Source organism: Intestinimonas sp. HCP28S3_D6 (assembly GCF_052065695.1).
Taxonomy (GTDB): Bacteria; Bacillota; Clostridia; order Oscillospirales; family Oscillospiraceae; genus Intestinimonas.
The window spans coordinates 126357-150722 of the sequence record NZ_JBQHTM010000001.1; the positions used below are offsets into that span (position 1 = coordinate 126357).

Here is a 24366-nt window from a genome sequence, read left to right on the forward strand (position 1 = left end):
CTGTCATCCCGCCTGTGCGGGAGTGAGACAAGAAAAGGAGCGTGACAACATGCAGTATCTGATCTCCTTCCTGGAAGGGATCATCACCTTCATTTCCCCCTGCCTGCTGCCGATGCTGCCCATCTACATCACCTACTTCGCCGGGGGCGGCGAGCGGACCACCCGCCGGACCCTGGCCGGTGCCGCCGGCTTTGTACTGGGCTTTACTCTGGTCTTTGTGGCCATGGGCGCCCTGGCCGGGACGGTGGGGGGCTTCCTCAAGGGCCACCAGACCGCGGTGAACGTGATCTCCGGCGCGGTGGTCATCCTGTTCGGCCTCAATTACATGGGGGTGCTGAAGCTCCCCTTCTTCCAGGGCGGCGGACACGGCCGGGCGGCGGGGAGCATGAACTTCTTCTCCGCCGTGGTCTTCGGCGTCATCTTCTCCCTGGGCTGGACCCCCTGCGTGGGCGCCTTTCTGGGCTCGGCGCTGCTGCTGGCCTCCCAGCAGGGGCACGTGCTGGAGGGAATGGCCATGCTGCTGGTTTACTCCCTGGGCCTGGGTATCCCCTTCCTGCTCAGCGCCGTGCTTATCGACAAGCTCAAGTCCACCTTTGACTGGATCAAGCGCAACTACCGCGTCATCAACCTAGTCAGCGGCGCCCTGCTGGTGCTCATCGGCGTGCTCATGGCCACCGGCACCCTGGGCCGCCTGCTGGAAGTGCTAAGCTGAGGAGGATACGTCATCATGAAGAAAAAAAGTTCCGTCTGGATCCTGGCGCTGGTGTTCGTCCTCTTCATCGGCGGCGCATATATTCTCTACGGCCGCCTGAGCGCCGACGCCCGGCCGGACAACCTGTCCGCCCAGACCCCTGCGGAGACCGAAAGTCAGACGCCCCAGGACTCAGATGCCCCGGCGGAGACAGAGCCTTCCAAGGTGGAGACTCCCGACTTCACCGTAGAGAACGCCGACGGGGAGGAGGTCAAGTTCTCCGACTATGTGGGCAAGCCCATCGTGCTCAACTTCTGGGCCAGCTGGTGCTCCCCCTGCAAGAGCGAGATGCCGGAGTTCAATGAGGCTTGGGAGGAGCTGGACGGCGAGGTTCAGTTTCTCATGGTCAACATGACCGACGGCGCCCGGGAGACGGTGGACACCGCCAAGGAGTACGTGGAGGGGCAGGGCTTCTCCTTTCCGGTCTTTTTTGACACCGGGTCGGAGGCGGCCATGGCCTACAGCGCCTACTCGCTGCCCACCACCTATTTCATTGATGCCGAGGGCTATGTAGTGGCCAGGGCGGTGGGGGCCATTGATGGGGACACCCTGCAAAAGGGACTGGACCTGATCCATCCCCAGGAATAAATCCATCGGAATCAAAGGTAGGCGGACGGCGCATTTTGCGCCGCCCGCCTACCTTTTTCTGTCTCACACAGGTGCGGGGGTGCGGTTGTATTTCCAGTGAAAAGCAGGTATAATAAACTGGACAACTGTTCCGGGCCGCCCGGCCCGGCAGAGATTCAGAAAGAAAAGGAGCGTGTCCTCATGTCCAACATCTGGCACGATATCAGCCCTGACCGCATCAAGCCCGAGGACTTTGTGGCCGTCATCGAGATCCCCAAGGGCAGCAAGAAGAAGTATGAGCTGGATAAGGAGACCGGTCTCATCATCCTGGACCGGGTTCTCCACACCTCTACCCACTACCCCGCCAACTACGGCTTCATTCCCCGCACCTACGGCGACGACGGAGACCCGCTGGATGTGCTGGTCCTCTGCTCCGAGGCCATGGACCCCCTGACCCTGGTGCGGGTCTATCCCATCGGCTTCATCTCCATGCTGGACGGCGGGAAGAACGACGAGAAGATCATCGCCATCCCCTTCTCCGACCCCACCTACAACAACTACAAGGACATCTGGGAGCTGCCTGCCCACATCTTTGACGAGATGGCCCACTTCTTCTCGGTCTACAAGGCGCTGGAGGGGAAGGAGGCCGTAGCCGGCGACGTCAGTGACCGGAAGGCCGCCGTGGAGGTCATCCAGCGGGCCATGGACCATTACAGCGAAAGCTTCCTGGGCGTGACCCGAAACTCCGTCGGAAAGCCTAGTTCCAACCGCTGAGCGGGGCGGTATTTTCATCAAACCTTAAGACTTTTTTCGTTCCCTTTTATACTTTCCTGTGGTAAAATATAGACCATTGACAGGAATACACGCCTCTTTTTGCCGAAGGGCGGAGGCGGAGAAAGTGAGGACAACGGATGGAGCGGACCTTTGACTGTCTGGTGATCGGCGCGGGCTATGCGGGCACCGTGGCGGCCCGGGAGCTGGCCGAGCGGGGCGGAAAGCGGGTGCTGGTGCTGGAGCGCCGGGACCATGTGGGCGGCAACGCCTATGACTGCCTGGACAAAAGCGGCGTGCTCATTCACCAGTATGGGCCCCATATCTTCCACACCGCCAGCAAGCGGGTGTACGACTGGCTCAGCCGGTTTACACAGTGGCGGGACTACCAGCACCGGGTGCTGGCCAACGTCCACGGCACATACATGCCCGTCCCCTTTAACCTGACCTCCCTCCACATGGCATTCCCGGCTGAGCAGGCCCAGCGGCTGGAGGACAAGCTCCTCGCTGCCTACGGGGAGGGCGCCCGGGTCACCATTCTGAAGCTGCGGGAGAACGACGACCCGGAGATTCAGGCGGTGGCCGACTACGTGTATGAAAATGTCTTTGTCCACTACACCATGAAGCAGTGGGGACAGACCCCGGAGGAGATCGACCCGGCCACCACCGCCCGGGTGCCCGTGCTGCTGAGCCGGGACGACCGGTATTTCCAGGACCCCTACCAGGGCATGCCCATGGAGGGCTACACCCCCATGTTCCAAAAGATCCTGGACCACCCCAACATCACCGTGGAGCTGGGGGTGGACGCCCGAGACCGGCTGGCGCTCACCGAGGGCGGCATGAAACTGGACGGCGAGCCCTTCACAGGGACGGTGATCTACACCGGTCAGGTGGACGAGCTCTTCGGCTTCCGGTACGGCCGTCTGCCCTACCGCACCCTGGACTTCGGCTTCGAGACCCTGGCCATGGACCGGTACCAGCCGGCGGCCACGGTGAACTATACAGTGAGCGAGGACTACACCCGTATCACCGAGTACAAGCAGCTCACCGGCCAGGAGCTGCCCGGGGTGACCACCATCATGAAGGAGTACTCCCGCGCCTATACCGGTACGGCGGGCGAGACCCCCTACTACGCAATTATCAACCCGGAGAACAACGCCCTCTATGAGCAGTATCGGGCCCTGGCCGAGGGCTGCGGCGACCTCCACCTGCTGGGGCGGCTGGCCGAGTACAAATACTACAACATGGACGCCATCGCCCTCCGTGCTCTGGAGTTGTGCGACGGGCTTTTACAGAAGTGACAGGAGCGGATTTTGTGAAATTACTGACATTCGCGGTACCCTGCTATAATTCCGGGGCCTATATGGAACACTGCATCCAGACCCTGCTGGAGGGCGGGGAGGATGTGGAGATCATCCTCATCGACGATGGCTCCAAGGACAACACCGGTGCCATCGCCGACCGTTACGCGGCGGAGTACCCCACCATTGTCAAGGCGGTCCACCAGGAGAACGGCGGCCACGGCGAGGGTGTCAACCAGGGACTGCGCCGGGCCACCGGCCTCTACTACAAGGTAGTGGACTCCGACGACTGGGCCGACGTGGACGCTCTGAAAAAGGTCGTTGACAAGCTGCGGGAGTTCTCTCAGATGGAGAAGCCCGTGGACCTGCTGGTGTGCAACTACGTCTATGAGCACGTGGAGGACAATACCCAGAAGGTCATGCGCTACGCCAACGTATTCCCCCGGGAGAAGGTCTTTACCTGGGAGGAGATCGGCCGATTCCGGCCCTCCCAGTACCTGCTGATGCACTCGGTGTTCTACCGCACCCAGCTGCTGCGGGACTGCGGCCTGGAGCTGCCCAAGCACACCTTCTATGTGGACAACATCTTCGTCTATCAGCCCCTCCCCTTTGTGGAGACCCTCTACTACATGGACCTGGACTTCTACCGCTACTTCATCGGCCGGGCTGACCAGAGCGTCAACGAGCAGGTGATGGTCAAGCGGGTGGACCAGCAGGTCCGGGTGACCAAGCTTATGATCGAGGCCCACGACCTCCGGAAGGTGGCGGCCCAGCATCGCCGCCTGAGCCGGTATATGTTCAACTACCTGGCCATGATGATGACCATCTCCTCCATCTTCCTTCTCATCGACGGCTCACCTGCCGCCCTGGGGAAGAAGACCGAGCTGTGGGAATACATGCGCACGGTGGACCCGGGCATCTATCACAAGATGAAATACCGGGCCATTTCCGCTGTGAGCAATTTCCCGGGCTATCAGGGGCGCAAGCTCTCCGTGAGCCTGTACCGTCTGGCCCGGCGGATATACAAGTTCAACTGACGTAAGGCAGAGAGCGCGGCCCAGTCACGGGCCGCGCTCTTTCAAAGAAAATGTGGGGAAGGAGGAGTGGGTATGTCGCCCTGGCTGATTGTGTTTCTGGCGCTGCTGGGCGGCGGACTGGTGCTGGCCGCCGTCTTCTACTGGACCGCCCGCCGGCGGGATCTGGTCCGGCGACCGGTGGAAAAGCAGGTGGGCTACGGCGCCCGGAAGGTCCTGCTCATCTACCAGCCCTCCAACCGGGGCAGAAACCACGCCATCGCCTGGGCCCTGGCCCGAGCCCTTGCCAAGGCGGGCCACACCGTCACCCTCAACTACCCCTCCCCGGTACTCAGCTACGATCCCCAGAGCTACGACCTGCTCGTCTTCGGCGGCAGCGTCTATATGGGGGAGGTGGGCCGGCCACTGAAGAACTACCTCTCTTCCCTGCACTTTCAGGGAAAGCAGGTCCTCCTCTTTGTGGTGGGTGACCTGGAGCAGTCTCCAGAGCTGGCGGGGCTGCGTCTGTGTGTTCCCGAGGGGAACCAGATCCGCTCCATCAAGATTCGACCGGGGGAAGAAAAGAAGCTCTGCCAGTTTGCCCTGGGATGAGGCCTTGCATTTTCCACAGCCTGTGGGTAAAATAATGTCTGCCAATGTCTGGTGCAGAACATGCCCCGGTGCCGGGGCGGAAAGGAGGGCGGGCAGTCCGCCATGACCCGCGAGGAAGCCTTTGAATTTTTGGACCGGGCGGCCCAGGGCATCGCTGAGATGTTCGGGTCCTCCTGTGAGACCCTGGTCCACGACATGGGGGTGCCCAGCCACCCCATTTTGAGCATTTACAACGGCCACGTCTCCGGCCGCACCGTGGGCTCCACCCTGGACATCCTGGGTACCGACCGGGAGCTGGAGCCGGAGGCCCGGACCAGCGATCAGGTCAACCTGTACGCCACCACCCCATCCGGGGCCCAGATCAAGTCCTCCACCTTCCACCTCATCGGGGAGGACTACAACCTGGCCCTGGGCATCAATTTTGATTACACCTCCCTGGTGTACGCCAACCGCATCCTGGTGGACCTGATGAGCGCCGAGGCCGACCTGAAGACGGCCCTGTGGCAGGGGGGCGACAGCGCCCTCAGCGACCTCTTCGACGAGTGTCTGGCCGCTCTGGGCAAGCCGGTGGACGCCCTGGGCAAGGCCGACCGACTCAAGCTGGTGGCCATGCTGGAGCAGAAAAACGCCTTCTCCTACCGCAAGAGCGTACCCTTCGTCTCCCGTCGCCTGGGGGTGAGCCGATACACGGTCTACAAGTACCTGGACGAGCTGACCAGGAAGGACGGAGAAGAGAGCCAATAAGACAACGGACGGAGGGAAGCCCCTCCGCTGGAAAGGAAGGATCAGCAATGTATCAGGAAAAGATTGAAGCCTATTGGAGCGACCCTGCCCGGGAGCGGGAGCTGGTGGCCGCCATCTCCCGGCTGGTGGCTGTGAAGAGCGTGAAGGGGGAGGCCGAGCCCGGCAAGCCCTTCGGCGCCGGCCCCGCCGCCGCCCTGGACGAGGCCCTGAAGCTCTGCGCCGAGCTGGGCTTCACCACCACCGACTACGACCACTATGTGGGCCTGGCCGACCTCAACGACCAGGAGACCCGTCTCCACATCCTGGGCCACCTGGACGTGGTGGGGGAGGGCTCCGGCTGGTCCACCGATCCCTACACCTGTGTGGAAAAGGACGGCATGCTCTACGGCCGGGGTGTCAGCGACGACAAGGGCCCCGTGGTGTGCGCCCTGCTGGCCATGAAGGCCGTCCGGGACCTGGGGCTGCCCCTCACCGCCAACGTGCGGATGATCCTGGGCACCGACGAGGAGAGCGGCTCCGAGGACATCGCCTACTATTACAGCAAGGAGCCCTACGCCCCCTATGCCTTCACTCCCGACGCCGACTTCCCTGTCATCAACATCGAGAAGGGCCACTATCACCCTGACTTCGGCGCCCAGTGGGAGCAGAGTTCCGCCCTGCCCCGAGTGGCGGCTATGACCGGCGGTTTCCGCACCAACGTGGTGCCCCCGGAGGCCGAGGCCATGGTGCTGGGGATCTTCCCCGTCGACGTCCAGGCCCTCTGCGACGCCGTGTCCGCCCGTACCGGCGCCGTCTTTACCGTCAATGGCTCCGCCAGCGGCTGCCATATCCACTGCGCCGGAAAGAACGCCCACGCCGCCTCTCCCGACGACGGCATCAACGCCATCGCCGCCCTGCTGGAGGTCCTGGCCGGTCTGGAGCTGGCCGACTGCGGCTCCACCAAGGCTATCAAGGCCATGTACCAGCTGTTCCCCTTCGGCGATAACCGGGGCAAGGCTTTGGGCATCGCCCAGGAGGACGCCGAGTCCGGCCCCCTCACCCTGAACCTGGCCATCATGAAGCTCACCGAGACCGGCTTTACCGCCAAGTTTGACGTGCGCTTCCCCCTGTGCGCCAATGAGGAAAACTGCAAGAAGGCCTGCGAGGCCAGCTTTGCCGCCCACGGCATCGCCGTCACCGGCTCCCCTGATATGACCACCGTCCACTGTGTGGAGGCTGGCTCTCCTCTGGTGCAGACCCTGCTGAACTGCTACTCCACCTATACCGGGGTGGAGGACCCCAAACCCATCGCCATCGGCGGCGGCACCTACGTCCACGACATCCCCGGCGGCGTGGCCTTCGGCTGCGACTTCCCCGGCTTTGACCCCAAAATGCATGCCGCCGATGAGCAGGCCAGCATCAAAAACCTTCTCCTCTCCTGCAAGATCTTCACCCAGGCCATCGCGGAGCTGTGCCGGTGAGAGGGCCTGTCATCCGCCGCTGGGGCGCCGTCGGAGCGGCCCTGGTGCTGGTCCTGTCCCTGAGTGCCTGCCAGGGGGAGACCATGACTGCCTTTGACGCCACCGCCTATGTGCAGGGGGTGCTGAACGAAACCTACAAGGGCACCTGGGACAATGCCTTTCTGGATCTAGTGGACCTGACCGACGGTGAGGCCCAGGACGCCTATGAGGCCTCCCTGAAGGAGGAGTATAAGCGCTTTGCCTACCAGTTTGACCTCAACGACAGCCTCCTCACCGAGGAGACCCGTCAGTCCGCCCTGGACCTGCTGGCCGAGGTGTCGGCCAAGGCCCGGTACACCGTCCAGCAGGCGGTGGCCCTGGACGACACCCGGTACGCCGTGGAGGTGTCGGTGCGGCCCATGGACCTCTTTATCCAGGTCCGGGAGGACGCCCTGGCCGACTTCCAGACTCAGTTTACCGAGCAGTACACCGACGTGGACCTGGACGGTTTGTCGGAGGAAGAGCGGACGAACCTGGTGACCGAGTACGAAAATGCCTGGGCCAACGGCATCGTGGAGCTGTGCCAGAGCCGGATGGGGCTTATGGGCTATGGGGATGTGGAGAGCATTCTGGTGATGGTGGCCCCTGACGACGACGGACTCTACACCATGGGCGACAACGACTTTTCTAATCTCTCCGCCCTGATCCTGCCCTACTGAAACCCAACAAAAACGGCCGCGCCGTATCAAAGGCGCGGCCGTTTTGTCTGTCCTGTTTACAGAATGTCGATGTGCTCTCCGCTGAGGGCCTTGTTCATGGAGCGGACGGCGCAGAACTTGCCGCACATGGAGCAGGTGTCGTCGTGCTCGGGGGAGCGGTCATCCCGGATGGCCTTGGCGGTCTCCGGGTCCAGGGCACAGGCCCACTGCCCCTCCCAGTCCAGCTTCTGCCGGGCCTCGGCCATCTTGTCGTCCATCTCCCGGGCGCCCCGGATGCCCTTAGCGATGTCGGCGGCGTGGGCGGCGATCTTGGAGGCGATGATACCCTGCTTTACGTCCTCCAGGTTGGGGAGGGCCAGGTGCTCGGCGGGGGTGACGTAGCACAGGAAGGCGGCGCCGCTCATGGCGGCCATGGCCCCGCCGATGGCGGCGGTAATGTGGTCGTAGCCGGGGGCGATGTCGGTGACCAGGGGCCCCAGCACATAGAAGGGGGCGCCCATGCAGATGGTCTGCTGGACCTTCATGTTGGCGGCGATCTGGTCCATGGGCACGTGGCCGGGGCCCTCCACCATGACCTGCACGTCCTTCTCCCAGGCCCGTTTGGTGAGCTCGCCCAGCCGTACCAGCTCCTCGATCTGGCACACGTCGGTGGCGTCGGCCAGGCAACCGGGCCGGCAGGCGTCGCCCAGGGAGATGGTCACGTCGTACTCCCGGCAGATGTCCAGAATCTCGTCGTAATATTCGTAGAAGGGGTTCTCCTCACCGGTCATGCACATCCAGGCAAAGACCAGGGAGCCGCCCCGGGAGACGATATTCATCTTCCGCTTGTGCTTGCGGATCTGGTCGATGGTTTTCCGGGTGATGCCGCAGTGGAGGGTGACGAAGTCCACCCCGTCCTGGGCGTGGAGCCGGATGACGTCGATGAAGTCCTGGGCGGTGAGGGTGTCCAGGTCCCGCTGGTAGTGGATGACGCTGTCGTACACCGGCACAGTGCCGATCATGGCGGGGCACTCGCCGGTGAGCTTGCGGCGGAAGGGCTGGGTGTTGCCGTGGCTGGAGAGGTCCATGATGGCCTCGGCGCCCATGTTCACGGCGGACATCACCTTCTGCATCTCCACGTCGTAGTCCTTGCAGTCCCGGGAGACGCCCAGGTTGACGTTGATCTTGGTGCGCAGCATGGAGCCCACGCCCTGGGGGTCCAGGCAGGTGTGGAGGCGGTTGGCGGGGATGACGACCTTGCCGGCGGCCACCAGGGGGAGAAGCTCTTCCACGGTCATCCGCTCCTTTTTGGACACCGCCTCCAGCTCCGGGGTGACGATGCCCTTCCGGGCGGCTTCCATCTGCGTGGCATAGTTTCGTTCCATGGTCATGTACTTCCTTTCGTATCCAGTCAGAATGTATCGGCGTATTCGCCGGAGACCGCGAAGGCGTGGTTCATGGGTCCGCTGCCCCTGCCCAGGTCCAGCATGGCCCCCAGGGCGCCGGAGAGGTAGCCCTTGGCCTCCCGGACTGCCCTCTCCAGGTCCTTGCCCTTGGCCAGGTTGGAGGCGATGGCGGAGGAGAGGGTGCAGCCGGTGCCGTGGGTGTTGGGGTTGTCGATGCGCCGTCCTCGGAACCATTTGACCCCGGAGGGCTGCCAAAGGCAGTCGTTGGCGGTGCTCACCTGGTGTCCCCCCTTGCACAGCACGGCGCAGCCGTAGGTAGAGCCGATGGCCGCGGCGGCCGCCTCCATGTCGGACTCGGAGGAGATGGACATGCCGGAGAGGACCTCCGCCTCGGGGATGTTGGGGGTGAGGACCTCGGCCAGGGGGAGCAGCTCCGCCTTCAGGGTGGAGACCGCCTCCTCCGACAGCACCCGGGCGCCGCTGGTGGCCACCATCACCGGGTCCACCACGATGTGGGGGGGGCGGTACTGGGCCAGCACCCGGGCGATGACCCGGATGAGGGGGGCGGAGGAGACCATCCCCACCTTCACCGCCTGGGGCGGGATGTCGGTAAAGATACTTTCCAGCTGCTGCGCGAAAAAGTCGGGCGGGACTTCCAGAATGCCTGTGACGCCGGTGGTGTTCTGGGCGGTCAGGGCCGTGATGACGCTCATGGCGTACACGCCGTGGACGGTCATGGTCTTGATGTCTGCCTGGATACCGGCGCCTCCGCTGGGATCGCTCCCAGCGATCGTCAATGCTGTGACCATAAGGATGCTCCTTTCAGCAGTGCCGTTTTGTTACGCGACGGAAGGTGGTGCCCCCGGTCCGCCGCGGTGGGTGAATTTGTGTCAGCGGGCGGCCAGGTCGGCGGCCGTCCGCAGGGTGCGGGCGGCGGCGGTGAGGTCGCTCTGGGAGAAGATGGCGCTCACCACGGCGGCCCCGGCGATGCCGGTGCCGGCCAGGGTGGGCAGATTCTGGGCGTTGACGCCGCCGATGGCCACTACGGGAATGGACACGGCGGCACAGATGGCCTTTAAGGTGTCCGCCGAGGTGGGGACGGTGTCGGCCTTGGTGCCGGTGGGGAACATGGCCCCCACCCCCAGGTAGTCCGCCCCCTCTGCCTGGGCCCGGAGGGCCTCCTCCACGGTGTGGGCGGTGGCCCCGAGAATACGGTCGGGACCCAGCAGGGTCCGGGCCTCGGGGAGGGGCAGGTCGTCCTGGCCCAGGTGGACCCCGTCGGCTCCGGCGGCCAGGGCGATATCCACCCGGTCGTTGATGAGGAGGGGGACCCTCCGGGCCCGGCACAGGGGGAGCAGGGTGCGGGCCAGGGCCAGGATCTCCCCGGCGGAGGCCTCCTTCTCCCGGAGCTGGAGGCAGGTGACGCCGCCCTCCAGGGCGGCCTCCACCGCCTGGGCCAGGGTGACCCCGGCGGGGAGGGCGCGGCGGTCGGTGACGGCGTAGAGCCGCAGGTCAGAGGGGGATAGCTTCATAGCGGGCTCCTTTCTCCAGCGCTTGGCCGGACAGGTGATAGATGGCGTCGATGATGTGGCCCCGGTAGGCGGCGTTGCCGTCGCCGGGGGCCATCCGCGCCCAGGCCAGCTCGCCGGCCAGGCCCATGGCGCACACCGCCCCGAGGGCGGCCTCCAGGGGACTGTCTGGCCGGCCAGAGAGGAAGGCGGTGAGGAGGGCGGAGAGCTGGCAGCCGGTGCCGGTGACCCGGCCCATCTCGGGCCGGCCGTTGGAGACGGCGTAGCAGACGGCGCCGTCAGTGACCAGGTCCACGGCCCCGGTGACGGCCACCACCGCGTTCAGTTCCCGGGCCTGGGCGGCGATGCGGGGGGCGGCGGAGGAGAGGTTCTCCCGGGTGATCCGGTCGGCGGGGGCGGTGTCCACCCCGGCGCCGCCTCCCTCCCGGCCGGCCAGAGCGGCCAGCTCTGTGGGGTTGCAGCGGAGGACGGCGGGGCGGAGGGCCCGGGTCAGATCCCGGGCAGTCTGGGTGCGGAAGGTGCTACTCCCCGCCCCCACCGGGTCCAGCACCAGGGGGATGCCCTTGGCAGCGGCCGCCGCGCCGGCGGCGTACATGGCGGGGACGGAGGCGCTGTGGAGGGTACCCAGGTTGAGGCAGAGACCCCGGGCGGCCAGGGTGATCTCGGCGGCCTCCGCCGGGTCGTCGGCCATGACGGGCCGGGCGCCGATGGCCAGAAGGAGATTCGCCACGTCGTTGGCGGTGACATAGTTGGTGATGCAGTGGATGAGGGGGACGGTCTCCCGCACCGCCTCCACAACGGCGCCGTCCATATCAGCCCTCCTGGGGCCGGCGGAGCTGCCAGGTCCGCAGCACCCCGGCCCGGTCCAGCACCCCCAGGGCGGCGCCGGCCAGGATGGCGCCGGCGGCGGTGGAGATGAGGAAGGGGACGATGTAGGCGTAGAAGGCGATGGCGGCGGGGTCCTTGCCCACCACCAGGATGGCCACGGGGTAGGCGCACAGGCCGCCCAGCACGGCGGTGCCGAAGACCTCAGCCAGGCAGGTGGGCAGCAGCCGGGGGAATTTGGCGTATACAAGGCCGCAGAGGAGGGCCCCCAGCATGCTGCCGGGGAAGGCCATGGGGGTGCCCAGGCTCAGCAGGTTGCGGATGAGGCTGGCGGCGAAGGCCACCCCCACGCCGTACCAGGGCCCCAGGCAGACGGCGCAGATGATGTTGACCATGTGCTGAACGGGGGCGCACTGGGAGCCCAGCACGGGGAAGGAGAAGAGGCTCCCCACCACGGCCACGGCGGTAAGCAGACCGGCGGCCGAGAGCTTTTTGACGCGGGTATGGTCCATGGATAACAGCTCCTTTTTCGGTTTTCCGGCGCATGGCGCGCCGGGCGGTCGAGGCTTGCTGGCCTCCTCTCACGCCGGAACACGGCTTCCCATCGCGGTCTTTGCCCGCGGCACAGGGCGCTCCCCCTCTGCCGCCATGCCCAAGGCTGAGCATGCTCACTGTCCTGCCCTCTCTCACCTCCGGAAAACGAAAAAAACGGACGCGCCAACATGACGCGTCCGCTTTCACCAAGCTCACATCCCTACGTTGGCATTACCCAAATCAGGTCAAAGGGTCGGAGTTGGATGACTCCCTCTCAGCCCGCCGCACGAGCTCCCCGTGGGAAATTATAGCACCGTGGTGAAGAATGTCAAGACGGTGTCGAAAGTATGTTGCATCCCGATGAGATACCGGGTACAATGGGAGCACATCTCCGGCTGGGCCGGAGGGAAGGGGGCGGAGCGCCGTGGACGAGGCGAGAATCCTTTTGATTGAGGACGACCCGGATATCCGGGAGGGGGTACGTCTGCTGCTGGAGAGCGAGGGCTATGCCGTAGACGAGGCGGCGGACGGCGAGACGGGGCTGGCCCTGGCGGGGGAGGACACCGACCTGGTGATCCTGGACGTGATGATGCCGGGCATGTCGGGACTGAAGGTGTGCCAGGAGCTGCGGAAGGCCTCCAACGTGCCGGTCCTCTTTCTCACCGCTCGGGCCCAGGAGTCGGACAAGCTCATCGGCCTCATGGCCGGCGGGGACGACTACCTCACCAAGCCCTTCTCCTACACGGAGCTGTTGATGCGGACCCGGGCCCTGCTGCGCCGCTATCGGGTCTATCGGGGAAAGGGGGTGCAGCCCGTCCGGGAGACCCCTGCCCAGCTCAACGCCGGCGGAATCCGGCTGAGCACCGTGGGCAACCAGGTGTGGGTGGACGGCAGGGAGGTACGGCTCTCCGGGCTGGAGTACCGCCTGCTGCGGCTGCTCATGGAGTACCCCGGCACCATCTTCTCCGCCCAGACCCTCTACGAGCGGGTGTGGGAGGAGCCCTATTTTTACAGCTGTGCCAGCACCGTGATGGTCCACGTCCGCAAGCTGCGGCTGAAGGTGGAGCGGGACCCCCAGCATCCCAAGCGCATCGTCACCGAGTGGGGAAAGGGGTATCGATTTGAAGCTGTGGAATAGGCGCAGCTCCATCCGGGCCAGGCTGGGACGGCTGCTGGTGCTGGCGGCAGCGGTGGCCGGGCTGTGCTATCTGGGGCTGGATATGGTGGGACGGAGCCTGATGGACCGGTACCTCACCGGCGAGGAGTTCGTCCAGAGGCAGGACCAGCGGTATTTGGACAGCTTGCGGGACTATATCGAAGAGGAGTCGGTGACGGCCTGGGACGCGGACAAGCTCACCCAGTGGGTCTACCAGCAGAATGTGGTGTCCATCCAGGTGGTGCGGGACGGCATGGTGACCTACGACTCCTTCTATCCCGAGGCCGACTTCAACGCTTACCCCTCCATGGGCCAGTACTACGAGTGGGGGGATTACCACGACATGACCTTCGCTGACGGACCGGCCACCGTCTGGCTGTATGGTTATTACTACTACCAGTACGACGTCCGGCTGCTGGTGATCTCCCTGGCAGGGGCCTTTCTGGTGTTTTTGGGCGTTGTCATGGCGGGGCTCCGGGGTACGATCAACTACATCCGCCAGCTGAGCCAGGAGATCGGCGTGCTGGAGGGGGGGACTTTGGATGTGCCCATCACCGTCCGGGGACAGGATGAGCTCACCGATCTGGCCCAGGGGCTGGACGCCATGCGTAGCTCCTTTCTGGAGCAGACCCGGCGGGAGCGGCAGTTGGTCCAGGCCAATCAGCGCATGATTACGGAGATGTCCCACGATCTCCGTACCCCGCTCACTGCCATTCTTCTCTATGTGGAGCTCCTGCGTCGGAACGGCGGTGAAGCCGAGAAGCGGGAGGAGTATCTGGACCGGCTGGAGGGCAAGGTGGAGCAGATGCGCACCCTGGCCGATCACCTGTTCCGCTACGCCCTCTCCAGTGGGGAGACGCTGGCCGGGCACACCGAGGCGCTGACTCTGGAGGCCGGTGTGGGGGATGCTCTCTCAGAACTGGCGGCCTGCCTCACCCAGCGGGGCTTTCAGGTGGAGGCAGACCTCCCCTGGGACGACCGGCAGGTGGCGGTGGACTGCGAGGGGGCGGCTCGGGTGCTGGACAACCTGAGCTCCAATCTTCTGAAGTACGCCGATCCCCACGTGCCCGTGACCATCTCGCTTCTGGAAGGGGAGGACCGGGTGGGGATACGGATTACCAACGCTCTGCGTCCCTCCGTCGATGGGGCGGAGAGCAGCGGTGTGGGTCTGGCCAGCGCCTCTAGAGTCATGGAGCAGATGGGGGGACGGCTGGACCGTGAGGAGACCGATGGTGGCTTCCAGGTCACCCTCTTTTTCCGATGCGTATAGGCGGGACCGCCCCGGAGGCGCGCTATCTGCGCGCCCCCGGGGCGGCCTTTTTTGAAGCGTTAAGAAAAATTAAGAAAGGACTTTAGGCGGACGGTAAGATTTGGATGCTATCCTACTTTCAGAAAAGAAAGTGACCGGAGCCAAGCTCCGGGAAAGGGGGCATGGCTGTGCTCTGTCCATTTGTCAATCAATACCCCTCCGGAGAGGGGCTTCTCCAGGCCTACCTGCGGGAGTCGGTGGCCCGTGACCTGAGCTGGGGCTGCCTTGTTCTGGGGGCGGTAGGCGTGGTACTGTACGCTCTGCTGACCCAGGCCGGACTGTGGCTGGAGGGTGGATTGTGTCTGGGGCTGGGCCTGTTGGCTCTGGCTGCCGCAGTCAGTGCCCGGCTGCTTCCCCGCCTGCGAGCGGGTCGGACCAAAAACAGCCCGGAGAGCGTGGGCATTGTGGAGTTCGGTCCCCGCATCCGGGTCACCGAGGGGGCAGAGACCTTCTGGGCTGACTACGACCAGATCGTTCGGGTAAAGCAGCTGAGCACCTTCTCCGTGCTCCAGCTGGACAGCGGAGAGGCCATTGTGGTGGCTAACAACGGCTTCACACGGGGCGAGCCGGATCGCTTCTGGCCCTTTTTGGAGGAGATGATGGCCCGCCACAGGGCGGAGCTCAATAAAAAGACGCCGGAACGCGGCGGAAGGGAGCAGATATGAAGATCACGCAGGCCTTTAAAATGGCCCTTCGGTCTATCACCGCAAAGAAGATACGGGCTGTCCTCACCATGCTGGGCATTATCATCGGCGTGGCCTCGGTGGTCATCATGGTGTCGGTGGTCAAGGGCTCCAACCAGAAGATGCTGGAGTACTTTGAGCGGCTGGGTAACAACAAGGTATCGGTACTCATCCACGGCCGGGACCGTCCGGGGCTTAAGGAACTGATCTACGAGTACTGTGACCGGCGGAAAGACGTCTTTTCCGGCATCACACCGGATGTGGACCTGAGCCTGCCCATCAACTACGGCGCCCGGAGCACTACCAAGATGGAAACTGGCGGCCCCAGCGTCTACCTAGGGAACACCTCCTACTCCATCTGCAACAACTTCAAGATCGGCAAGGGGCGGGATCTGAGCTACCTGGATAGCAAGCTCTACCGTAACGTGGTGGTGCTGGGGGCTAGAACGGCTTCCTACCTCTTCGACCAGGTGAATCCAGTGGGCAAGGAGGTCCACATCGGCGGCCAGCCCTTCCTGGTCGTGGGGGTCTACCAGGCCAAGGACCCGGGTTCGGACTACTCCATGGACAACATGGCGGTGGTGCCGGAGACGGCCACCCGTATCCTGAGAAGCCAGGAGAAGATCACCAGCTTTACCGCCAAGGCCAAGAACCGGGCGGCGGTGAAGCAGGCCATCACCCTCCTGAGCGGCTATCTGGAGGGGCAGGTGGGCAAGGACAACTGCTCGGTGCAGTCGGACGAGCAGTTCATCGACGACGCCAAGCAGCAGAACGCCACCATGAGCCTGGTGCTGGGCGGCATCGCCGGTATCTCCCTACTGGTGGGCGGCATCGGCATTATGAACATCATGCTGGTCACCGTGTCGGAGCGCACCCGGGAGATCGGCATCCGCAAGGCCATCGGTGCCCCCCGGTCCTCCATTCTCCTCCAGTTCCTGGTGGAGTCGGCCGTGGTGTGCGGCCTGGGCGGGGTGCTGGGCATCCTCATGGGGCTCATCGGCACCCTCATCGCGGGCAAGCTCATCCTGAAGCTCCTCCTCTTCCCCGATCCCGTTCTGGCCGCAGGGGCCTTCCTCTTCTCGGTGGTGCTGGGCATCGCCTTCGGCATGTACCCGGCCATCATAGCCTCCGGCCTCACGCCGGTGGCCGCCCTGCGGACGGACTGACCATAGATTTCCCACCACTTTTCCTCAGCCGCAGCGGCCCTCCCATCTTTTGACGGGAGGGCCGCTGCGGTGTTTTCTAGCAAAACTGATCGGTGACCGGGAGAAAATCCGGGGCCTCGTCCAGGGGAAACTGGAGGGGTGTCGGGCGGTCCAGCAGCGGGTCCAGCTCCAGGTAACGTATCCGCTGGTTCTCGTAGGTGGTCCAGTAGAACCGGCGGGACTCGGCGCAGCAGACGCCGGTGTAGACGGTGTAGTCAAAGGGGAGAACATCGGTGTCCAGGTCGGTGGCGGCGCTCTGGTGGCTCACCCGCACCGCCCCCAGGGGAAAGGCGGCACTCTGGAGGAGGCGGAACATCCGGCTCACTCCGCTCTCCTCGTCCTCCCCGGGCGGGGCGAAGGTGCGCAGGAAGGCCAGGCGGACGAAACGGGAGGGGGAGCTCCAGTCTCCGGGGAGGCCCTGGGCGCCGCTGCCGGAGAAGCACTGCTCCAGGCCGTCCCCAAAGGGGGTGGCGGCGTGGTCCAGATCCCGAAGACCGGCGTAGTTGAGAAGGTTGAGCCGGTGCCAGGGGTAGCCGGGGCTGTTGGTCATGACCCCCAGGGCGTGACGGTAGATATGGAGACTGCCGGTGTCGGGTTCCACCACCATAGTCTCCCCGGTGGTGTCGGAGAAGGACCAGTGGAGGGGCGGCACCGTCCCCAGCAAGGGAATGTCCGCCAAAGCCAGTTCTTCCTCCAGAAGGGCTGCGGCCTCTGCCACCGAGGCGCACTGGGCCAGCAGGTGGAGGACCAGAAAGGGGGGCTGGACAGGGCGGGCGTGGGGACAAGGGCCGCCGTAGTGGGCGAAGCCCCGGTAGTAGAGCTGTCCGCCCATGAGCCCGGCCTCGTTGAGCCCCTCATAGAGTACCGGCGCCCGTCCCAGCAGCAGCCCCGTGCCGGCGCAGGCGTAGCGGACGGCGGCGCGCTCCTCCGTTCCGTCCGACGCCTGAAGCAGCCAGTAAGGCGTCCCACGGGGGAGGACGGTCACCTTGCTCCCTTCCGCCAGCCGGTCAAAGTCGTAATTCCGGCCCCAGAGGTGCTTGCCGTCCCCGGTGTGCCAGCTGAGGGCGCTGCACCCCGCCGCCCACGGCCCGTTTCTGGAAAAATCCGTCATGACATTCCCTCCCTTTCCCTTCATTGTGCGCCGGCAGGGAAAAGATATACTCGCATAAGTTGAGCCCGGCGGGACAGACTGTGACTGGGAGGTACGCTATGGTGATCCGATTTTTCTGGACCCGGGCCGCGACGGTCTGGCTCGGCATCCTCTATATGGTCCTGGGCCTGCTGCTGCTCCTGTTCCCGGATGCCAGCGGACGGCTCTTCGTCCGCAGCCTGGCCGCCGGCGCGGTGGTGTACGGTGTTGTCCACCTGTGGCGCTATGGGCAGGACCGCCGGACGGAGGAGGCCTCGCCGGGAGACCTCTTTCTTGGGGTCCTGCCTCTGGCCTTTGCCGTCTTTGCCCTGCTGCGCCCCCTGACCATCCTGGCCTTTTTGCCCCTCACCCTGGGGCTGCTGCTCCTGGCCGACGGCCTGGGCAAGCTCCCTCTGATGGCCCGGGCGGTAAGGGGCCGGGGGACCGACCTGATCCCCCAGCTCATCGCCTGCCTGCTGCCCATCGCACTGGGCATCTTGCTGGTGGCCAACCCCTTCCGGGGCGTCCGGGCGGTCATCATGGTTTTTGGTGTGGGCCTTCTAATCGACGGGGCCAGCGACCTGGCCACCGCCCTTCTGGCCCGGCGGGCGGAAGGCGGAGGGTAGGGCCGTGCTGATTTTTTTGACCGCGCTCCTGCTGGCCATCCTGGTGCTGGTCTGGAAGGCCGGCCCGGTACCCGCCGCCGCGCTGCCCCAGGGTGTTCCCCGGAAGGAGGGCCTTCCAGTTCCCGGCAGCCTACCCACTGTTCTGGACCTTTCTGGCGGCAGGCTTTCTGGGGGAGCGCATCGAAGTGGCCTATGTCTGGAGCGCCACCGGCATAGTCATGAGCCGCAGCAGTCTCCTCTACGGGCCCTTCAGCCTGGTGTGGGGGCTGGGGGCCGTCTTGGTGACCTGGTGCCTCTGGCCCTTCCGGCACCGGGGCCCCTGGGTGCTGCTGATGGCCGGGGGCGTGCTGGGAGGCGGCTTTGAATATGTGGCCAGCGCGGTGGGGGAGGCCATGTTCCACAAGCTTTTTTGGGACTACTCCCACATGCCCTTTCACCTGGCGGGGCGGACCAACCTGCTCTTCGCCCTGCTGTGGGGCCTGGGCGCCGCTCTGTGGGTGCTCCGGGGCTTTCCCGCCCTGACCCGCCTGACCGGCCGGCTGCCGCCCCGGGCCAGCCGGGTCCTGCTGCGGGGCATGGCTATGGTCCTGGCGGCGGACACCCTCCTCTCCTCCGCCGCCATGCTGCGGATGGAGGAGCGGCAGGCAGGCCGTCCCGCCGACGGGCCCGTGGCCCAGGTCATGGACCAGTGGTACCCGGACACGGTCCTCCACCGCCGGTTTCAGAACCTGATGGAGCCCCATTGAAGCACAAGAGCGCCCCGGACCAAAATTCCGGGGCGCTCTTGTGTGGGTCAGTTTCCCTGGAGGTAGGCCAGGATGTCGGCGGCGTTGGTGTCGGGCTTCACCTTGGGCATCACCTTCTCGATAACGCCATTTTCGTCGATGATGAAGGTGGTGCGGACCACCCCCATGCTCACCTTGCCGTAGAGCTTCTTCTCCTGCCAGACGCCGTAGGCCTGGAGGACGCCCAGCTCCGGGTCGGAGAGGAGAAGGAAGGGGAGGTCATATTTCTGGGCAAATTTCTGGTGGGAGGCGATGGAGTCCTTGCTCACCCCGATGACCACTGCGTCCAGGTCCCGGAAGGCGTCGTAGCTGCCGGCGAAGGCGCAGGCCTGCCGGGTGCAGCCGGGGGTGTTGTCCTTGGGATAGAAGTAGAGGATGACCTTTTTGCCCAAAAAGTCGGAGAGGGAGATGGGGTTGCCGTCCTTGTCGGGGAGGGTGAAGGCGGGGGCTTTGACGCCGGCTTCCAGCATGATGAATCGCTCCTTTTCGTTGATTAGAGGGCCATGTCGATGGCCACCTTGATGACGCCGTCCTCGTGCTGCTCAAAGAGAGTGTAGGCGGCGGAGATGTCCGGGAGGGGATAGGTGTGGGTGATGAGGGGCGTGGTGTCCAGCTTCCCGGCGGCGATGAGGTCCAGGGTCTCGGCGCAGTTGCAGCCGTCCACCCCGCCGGTCTTGAAGGTGAGGTTTTTGCCGTACATATCGGGGAGGGGGAGGACCTGGGGACCGTCATAGAGGGCCACCACCGTCACCACGGCGTTGGGCCGGGCGCACTGCCAGGCCAGACGGAAGGTGTCCTCGGTGCCCGCTGCCTCGATGACGGCGTCGGCGCCGCCGTGGTCGGAGTGGGCCAGAACAAAGGAGAGGACCTCTTCGGGGCCCACCGTCAGCACTTGGGGATAGTGCTTTTCCACAAAGGCCCGGCGCTGGGGGTCCCGCTCACAGACGATGACCCGTTTGGGGCTCTGGAGCAGCAGGCACTGGAGGGTACATACGCCGGTGGGCCCGGCGCCGATGAGGAGGACGGTGTCCTCCGGTCCCACGGGGGTGATCTGGGCGGCCCAGTAGCCGGTGGCCAGGATGTCCCCCACAAAGAGGGCCTGGGCATCGCTCACCCCGGCGGGGATGGGGGTGAGACCCTGGTCGGCCAGAGGTACCCGGACGTAGGGGGCCTGTCCGCCATCAATGCGGCAGCCCAGGGCCCAGCCCCCCTGGGGGTGGACGCAGTTGTTGACCCAGCCGTGACGGCAGAAAAAGCAGTCCCCGCAGAAGGTCTCCACGTTTACCGCCACCCGGTCGCCGGGCCTGACCCGGGTGACGGCGGCGCCCACCTCCTCCACCACGCCCACCATCTCATGCCCCAAGGTGATGCCGGGCACCGCCCGGGGCACCGAGCCGTGCTTGATGTGGAGGTCGCTGGTGCAGATGCTGGCCAGGGTCACCCGGACGATGGCGTCACGGTCCTCCAGCAGCACGGGCTTGGGTTTTTCCAGCAGCCGGAGGTCTCCCCGGCCCACGTAGGTATAGGCCAGCATAGGCCCACTTCCTTTCCTGATTACTCCCCCAGGCCGGTGGAGAGCAGGGGGATGGCGTTGATGACGGGTTCCTCGTAGGGGTGGACCGCCTTGACGGCGGCGACGGTCCTTTCCAGATCGGCCACCCGGCAGGTGACCTCCACCTTCAGCTCGGGGGCGGTGCACAGCTCCCCCACCCGGCCCAGATAGGGGGCGGTGCCGGGGAGGGGCCGCCAGCAGCTGGTGACAGGGGAGTAGGAGAGACAACCGTCATAGGCGCCGATATGGCCCGCGTCCACCGACTGAAGGGCGGCCCCGAGAGCCTCCAGGTGGCTCTCGGGAATAAAAATTTCCAGCTTGCAATAGGGCCCTGACATGGGGCTGCCTCCTTTCCGTCTTACCGCACCCGCAGCTCCCAGAAGGCCACGGCGCTGGCCGCCGCCACGTTGAGGGAGTCCACGCCGTGGGACATGGGAATGCACACGGTGTAGTCGCACCCGGCGATGGTGTGGTGGGAGAGGCCGTCCCCCTCGGTGCCCAGCACGATGGCCAGGCGCTCCTCCGAGCGGAGCCGGGGGTCCTCGATGGTGACGGCGGTGGGGCTTAAGGCCATGGCGGCGGTGGAGAAGCCTAGGGCCTTCAGCTGCTCCAGCCCCGGGTGGGGCCAGTCGCCGGCCCGGCTGCCGATGACCGTCCAGGGGACCTGGAAGAGGGTGCCCATGCTTACCCGCACCGAGCGGCGGTGGAGAGGGTCGCAGCAGGTGGGGGTGACTAGTACGGCGTCCATGTGGAGGGCGGCGGCTGAGCGAAAGACGGCCCCCACATTGGTGGGGTCCACGATGCCCTCAAGCACGGCCACCCGCCGGGCGCCGGCGCAGATGTCCTCCACCGTGGGGAGGGCGGGCCGCCGCATGGCGCACAGGATGCCCCGGGTCAGCCGGTAGCCGGTGAGGGAAGCCAGCAGGTCGCTCTCCCCGGTGTAGACGGGGATGTCCCCGCATCGGTCCAGAAGGGCCGCTCCCTGGCCCCGGAGGTGTTTTTCCTCCATGAGGAGGGAGACGGGCACATAGCCGGCGTCCAGGGCGTGGCCGATGACCTTGGGGCTTTCGGCGATGAAGAGGGCCTCCTCCGGGTTCCGGCGGCTGCGCAGCTGGTGCTCGGTGAGCCGGGCGTAGGGGGAGAGCCCGGGGTGGGTGAGGTCGGTGACGGGGACGATGGTGGCCATGGCCGCTCCCTTCCGGTCCACCTGGGGACCGCTTCAGAGTGCCCCGCCGAGGCGAGGCCTATACCAGCATTATAGTAGCCCCCGGCCAGGATGGCAAGGGCCGCCGCCTTGACAGCCGCCTTATAATAAAAAGGTAAGTATGTTGAGGATCGGCGGCACCGGGTGCGCCGCGCCTTCCTGTGTGCGTCGGGAGAGGAGCAGGTCGGTATGACGGGGACGAAGCTGGGCGGATTGATCAAGCGCTATGTGCTCCTGTGCGTTGGACTGGTGATCATGTCCTTCGGGGTAGCCTTCTCCATCAAGGCGGGGCTGGGCACCTCCCCCATCTCCAGCCTGCCCTATGTGACGGGCCAGATCAGCGGGCTGAGCGTGGGGACCACCACCATCCTCCTCCACGTCACCCTGATCGTGCTTCAGATCCTGCTGCTGCGCCGGCGATATGAGCCCATCCAGCTCATCCAGCTGCCGGTGGCCTTGGTGTTCGGTGGCCTCACCGACTTCAGTGTGTGGGTGCTCAGCGGCGTGGTTCCGGGCTCCTACCTCACCCAGTGGGTGCTGTGCGTGGTGGGCATCCTGCTGGTGGGCGTGGGGGTCAGCTTCGAGGTGACCGCCAATGTGGTCACTCTGGCTGGCGAGGGCATGGTGCTGGCCGTGTGCAAGGTCTTCCCGGTACCCTTTGCCCGGGCCAAGGTGGGCTTCGACGTGACCCTAGTGGTCCTCTCCTGCATCCTGTCCTTTCTGTTTCTCCACGGCCTGGTGGGGGTCCGGGAGGGCACGGTGGCGGCGGCGCTGCTGGTGGGCATGGTGGCCCGGCAGGTGAACCGGCCCATGGCCGTCTTTGCAGAGAAATATTTGACGTAACACAAAGGAGCGCAGCATGGGAGCGGGACGCTATATCGCCTTTGACGTGGAGACCCCCAACCACGCCAACGACCGCATGAGCGCCATGGGCGTGGCGGTGGTGGAGAACATGCAGGTGACGGAGACCTACGACTTTCTGGTGGACCCGGAGGTCCCCTTTGAGCCCTTCAACGTGGCCCTCACCGGCATCACCCCTCAGATGGTGGCCGGGCAGCCCACCTTTCCGGCGCTGTGGGAGAAGCTGCGCCCCCTCTTCGAGAGCGGGCTGCTGGTGGCCCACAATGCCCAGTTCGATATGTCGGTGCTGGCCAAGTGCCTGCGGGCCTACGGGCTCTTTTGGAAGGAGCAGGTGCCCTACGCCTGTACCTGCCAGATGAGCCGCCGGCTGCTGCCGGGGCTTCCCAACCACCGTCTGGACACCCTGTGTGCCAGCCTGGGCATCGGGCTGGACCACCACCGGGCGGGCAGCGACAGCGAGGCCTGCGGCCGCATCCTCCTCCACCACCTGGAGACCGGCGCGGCGGTGACCCCCTTCCTGCGGACCTACGATCTGGTGAAGGCCCGCACGGTGAAGGCGGCGCGCTAAGGAGAATAAGAGTACATAGTGAAATGACGTCCGGCCGTGGCCGGACGTCATTCCAGTTTGTCGAAAAAGGAAAATGCCTCCAATTTTGTGCAAGAGCCTCGCAGAGTTCCGTCGTCCGCAGACGACGGAAAAAATTTAAGTCTGTTTTTTCCGGGGACATGTGCCTCGGAAAAAACACGACTCGGGCCGCAAACGTGCGAGCGCAGCGAGTGCGATGCAGCGGCCCGCAGCCTTTCGAAAAAATGCTTGCATTTTTGAGAGAGCCTGTCGACTTTATCGACAGGCTCAAAGGACGTCCGGCCGTGGCCGGACGTCCTTTTTGGTTCAATCGCCGAAGGGGTCTTTGGGACACTGGTACCGGGGCTTGCCCCGGCTGACCTTTCCGTATTCGATGGCCGACGTGGGGCAGCCGCAGATGCAGGCCATACAGTGGGTGCAGCGCCCGCCCCACACCGGCCGTCCGCCCTCCAGGCGGATGTTGCCCAGGGGACAGTCCCGTTCACACCTGCCGCAGGAGATGCAGGCGTCGGAGACGGTGAAGGGGCGGTCCTTCACCTGGAAACGGTAGAAGAGGTCGTTGACCAGGCCCGACTTCAGGCGGTCCAGAGGGCCCACCTTCCCCTCGGGGAAGTCGCTCCCCTGCCGGATGCAGGCGGCGGCCCGCTCCAAAGCCGGGCGGGCGGCGGCCAGAATGGGGCGGGCCTCCTCTGGCGTGGGGGCGGAGAACATGGCGATATAGTTCTCCGGCATGACCACCGTCAGGGTCCCCCGGCAGCGCAGGCCCAGCCGGGCGCAGAGGGCCCGGTTGTACCGGGGGGCGGCGCCGATGTCCTCGCCGCAGGTCATGACAAAGTAGGCGTCCCGGGCGCCGGAGAGACGGCTGGTACGGAGGAAGCGGTCAAAGACCCTGGGGAGCCGCCAGCTGTACGTGGGGGAGACAAAGACCCAGGGGGTCCGGGAGACGAACTCCCCAGCGATGCCGTCCCGGACGAAGGAAAAGACGTCCCGGCAGTCGTCACCCAGGACGTCGGCCAGCCATTTGGCGCAGGCACGGCTGTTGCCCGTGCCGGAAAAATAGAGGATCATGTCCCGTTACCC

General features: G+C 65.2%; 28 protein-coding genes and 1 riboswitch. Of the genes, 17 read left to right on the plus strand and 11 right to left on the minus strand.

Going from position 1 to position 24366, the window contains the following annotated elements; genetic code table 11:
- Positions 1–49 precede the first annotated feature (49 nt).
- The 9 genes from ACTNBK_RS00640 (at position 50) to ACTNBK_RS00680 (ending at position 7917) form a co-directional block, all read left to right on the plus strand.
- Positions 50–712 carry a cytochrome c biogenesis CcdA family protein gene (locus ACTNBK_RS00640; RefSeq protein ID WP_441142733.1) on the plus strand — a complete coding sequence of 221 codons (663 nt, stop codon included), beginning with the start codon at positions 50–52 and terminating at the stop codon, positions 710–712.
- 15 nt (positions 713–727) lie between these two features.
- On the plus strand, positions 728–1339 hold the full coding sequence (locus tag ACTNBK_RS00645) for a TlpA family protein disulfide reductase (RefSeq protein ID WP_441142735.1): 612 nt from the start codon (positions 728–730) through the stop codon (positions 1337–1339).
- Between the two features lie 180 nt (positions 1340–1519).
- Positions 1520–2092 (plus strand): inorganic diphosphatase, encoded by a 573-nt coding sequence (locus ACTNBK_RS00650; RefSeq protein WP_441142737.1) that lies wholly within the window; start codon positions 1520–1522, stop codon positions 2090–2092.
- Positions 2093–2229: 137 nt separating this feature from the next.
- Positions 2230–3390, plus strand: coding sequence for a UDP-galactopyranose mutase (gene glf, locus ACTNBK_RS00655; protein WP_441142739.1), 1161 nt, complete (start codon positions 2230–2232; stop codon positions 3388–3390).
- A 14-nt stretch (positions 3391–3404) separates the two neighbouring features.
- The gene (locus ACTNBK_RS00660) at positions 3405–4427 is read left to right on the plus strand and encodes a glycosyltransferase family 2 protein (RefSeq protein ID WP_441142741.1); all 1023 of its coding nucleotides are present in this window, start codon (positions 3405–3407) and stop codon (positions 4425–4427) included.
- 72 nt (positions 4428–4499) lie between these two features.
- Positions 4500–5015, plus strand: a complete 516-nt coding sequence (locus tag ACTNBK_RS00665) for a flavodoxin family protein (RefSeq protein WP_441142746.1) — start codon at positions 4500–4502, stop codon at positions 5013–5015.
- A gap of 102 nt (positions 5016–5117) precedes the next feature.
- The gene (locus ACTNBK_RS00670; protein ID WP_441142748.1) at positions 5118–5759 is read left to right on the plus strand and encodes a helix-turn-helix transcriptional regulator; all 642 of its coding nucleotides are present in this window, start codon (positions 5118–5120) and stop codon (positions 5757–5759) included.
- A gap of 47 nt (positions 5760–5806) precedes the next feature.
- A complete protein-coding gene (locus tag ACTNBK_RS00675; protein WP_441142750.1) occupies positions 5807–7219 on the plus strand; it encodes a M20 family metallopeptidase in 1413 nt (470 codons plus the stop codon).
- The gene (locus ACTNBK_RS00680) at positions 7216–7917 is read left to right on the plus strand and encodes a hypothetical protein (protein WP_441142752.1); all 702 of its coding nucleotides are present in this window, start codon (positions 7216–7218) and stop codon (positions 7915–7917) included. Before ACTNBK_RS00675 ends, ACTNBK_RS00680 begins: the two co-directional genes overlap by 4 nt.
- 56 nt (positions 7918–7973) lie before the next feature.
- Here the strand turns inward: ACTNBK_RS00680 and thiC are convergent, their stop codons facing one another.
- From thiC to thiW, 5 genes are all read right to left on the minus strand, one after another.
- Positions 7974–9281, minus strand: a complete 1308-nt coding sequence (thiC, locus tag ACTNBK_RS00685; RefSeq protein ID WP_441142754.1) for a phosphomethylpyrimidine synthase ThiC — start codon at positions 9279–9281, stop codon at positions 7974–7976.
- Between the two features lie 26 nt (positions 9282–9307).
- Entirely contained in the window at positions 9308–10111 is an 804-nt protein-coding gene (thiD, locus tag ACTNBK_RS00690; protein ID WP_441142756.1) for a bifunctional hydroxymethylpyrimidine kinase/phosphomethylpyrimidine kinase, read from the minus strand.
- Between the two features lie 81 nt (positions 10112–10192).
- The gene (gene thiE, locus ACTNBK_RS00695; RefSeq protein ID WP_441142758.1) at positions 10193–10834 is read right to left on the minus strand and encodes a thiamine phosphate synthase; all 642 of its coding nucleotides are present in this window, start codon (positions 10832–10834) and stop codon (positions 10193–10195) included.
- The gene (thiM, locus tag ACTNBK_RS00700; protein WP_441142760.1) at positions 10815–11642 is read right to left on the minus strand and encodes a hydroxyethylthiazole kinase; all 828 of its coding nucleotides are present in this window, start codon (positions 11640–11642) and stop codon (positions 10815–10817) included. Before thiM ends, thiE begins: the two co-directional genes overlap by 20 nt.
- Before the next feature lies 1 nt (position 11643).
- A complete protein-coding gene (thiW, locus tag ACTNBK_RS00705; protein ID WP_441142762.1) occupies positions 11644–12168 on the minus strand; it encodes an energy coupling factor transporter S component ThiW in 525 nt (174 codons plus the stop codon).
- Positions 12169–12390: 222 nt separating this feature from the next.
- A riboswitch (TPP riboswitch) is annotated at positions 12391–12498 on the minus strand.
- A gap of 116 nt (positions 12499–12614) precedes the next feature.
- On the opposite strand from thiW, the gene ACTNBK_RS00710 reads away from it, so the two are divergent.
- The 4 genes from ACTNBK_RS00710 (at position 12615) to ACTNBK_RS00725 (ending at position 16504) form a co-directional block, all read left to right on the plus strand.
- Positions 12615–13328, plus strand: coding sequence for a response regulator transcription factor (locus ACTNBK_RS00710; RefSeq protein ID WP_441142764.1), 714 nt, complete (start codon positions 12615–12617; stop codon positions 13326–13328).
- Positions 13312–14616 carry a HAMP domain-containing sensor histidine kinase gene (locus ACTNBK_RS00715; protein WP_441142766.1) on the plus strand — a complete coding sequence of 435 codons (1305 nt, stop codon included), beginning with the start codon at positions 13312–13314 and terminating at the stop codon, positions 14614–14616. The genes ACTNBK_RS00710 and ACTNBK_RS00715 overlap by 17 nt, the downstream gene beginning before the upstream one ends.
- A gap of 167 nt (positions 14617–14783) precedes the next feature.
- A complete protein-coding gene (locus tag ACTNBK_RS00720) occupies positions 14784–15320 on the plus strand; it encodes a hypothetical protein (protein WP_441142768.1) in 537 nt (178 codons plus the stop codon).
- On the plus strand, positions 15317–16504 hold the full coding sequence (locus tag ACTNBK_RS00725; protein ID WP_441142770.1) for an ABC transporter permease: 1188 nt from the start codon (positions 15317–15319) through the stop codon (positions 16502–16504). Before ACTNBK_RS00720 ends, ACTNBK_RS00725 begins: the two co-directional genes overlap by 4 nt.
- 76 nt (positions 16505–16580) lie before the next feature.
- Here ACTNBK_RS00725 and ACTNBK_RS00730 read toward each other — a convergent pair whose 3' ends face one another.
- Complete coding sequence (locus ACTNBK_RS00730) at positions 16581–17654, minus strand: linear amide C-N hydrolase (protein WP_441142773.1); 1074 nt, start codon at positions 17652–17654, stop codon at positions 16581–16583.
- 98 nt (positions 17655–17752) lie between these two features.
- Between ACTNBK_RS00730 and ACTNBK_RS00735 the strand changes: the two genes are divergently transcribed.
- Positions 17753–18298, plus strand: a complete 546-nt coding sequence (locus ACTNBK_RS00735; protein WP_441142775.1) for a DUF308 domain-containing protein — start codon at positions 17753–17755, stop codon at positions 18296–18298.
- A 92-nt stretch (positions 18299–18390) separates the two neighbouring features.
- Positions 18391–19044 (plus strand): putative ABC transporter permease, encoded by a 654-nt coding sequence (locus tag ACTNBK_RS00740; protein ID WP_441142777.1) that lies wholly within the window; start codon positions 18391–18393, stop codon positions 19042–19044.
- A gap of 47 nt (positions 19045–19091) precedes the next feature.
- Here ACTNBK_RS00740 and bcp read toward each other — a convergent pair whose 3' ends face one another.
- Genes bcp through ACTNBK_RS00760 form a run of 4 tightly spaced genes read right to left on the minus strand, consistent with a single transcriptional unit; the run spans position 19092 to position 21821 of the window.
- Positions 19092–19553: a thioredoxin-dependent thiol peroxidase gene (gene bcp, locus ACTNBK_RS00745; protein WP_441142778.1), complete on the minus strand. Its 462-nt coding sequence runs from the start codon at positions 19551–19553 to the stop codon at positions 19092–19094.
- 23 nt (positions 19554–19576) lie between these two features.
- Entirely contained in the window at positions 19577–20617 is a 1041-nt protein-coding gene (locus ACTNBK_RS00750; RefSeq protein ID WP_441142780.1) for an alcohol dehydrogenase, read from the minus strand.
- A 20-nt stretch (positions 20618–20637) separates the two neighbouring features.
- Positions 20638–20973: a cytochrome C biogenesis protein gene (locus ACTNBK_RS00755; protein WP_441142782.1), complete on the minus strand. Its 336-nt coding sequence runs from the start codon at positions 20971–20973 to the stop codon at positions 20638–20640.
- Positions 20974–20993: 20 nt separating this feature from the next.
- Entirely contained in the window at positions 20994–21821 is an 828-nt protein-coding gene (locus ACTNBK_RS00760) for a TrmH family RNA methyltransferase (protein WP_441142830.1), read from the minus strand.
- Between the two features lie 207 nt (positions 21822–22028).
- Between ACTNBK_RS00760 and ACTNBK_RS00765 the strand changes: the two genes are divergently transcribed.
- Entirely contained in the window at positions 22029–22682 is a 654-nt protein-coding gene (locus ACTNBK_RS00765) for a YczE/YyaS/YitT family protein (RefSeq protein ID WP_441142784.1), read from the plus strand.
- A 16-nt stretch (positions 22683–22698) separates the two neighbouring features.
- Complete coding sequence (locus ACTNBK_RS00770; RefSeq protein WP_441142786.1) at positions 22699–23268, plus strand: 3'-5' exonuclease; 570 nt, start codon at positions 22699–22701, stop codon at positions 23266–23268.
- Positions 23269–23592: 324 nt separating this feature from the next.
- On the opposite strand, the gene ACTNBK_RS00775 is transcribed toward ACTNBK_RS00770, so the two are convergent.
- The gene (locus ACTNBK_RS00775) at positions 23593–24354 is read right to left on the minus strand and encodes an EFR1 family ferrodoxin (protein WP_441142787.1); all 762 of its coding nucleotides are present in this window, start codon (positions 24352–24354) and stop codon (positions 23593–23595) included.
- Between the last annotated feature and the right edge of the window lie 12 nt (positions 24355–24366).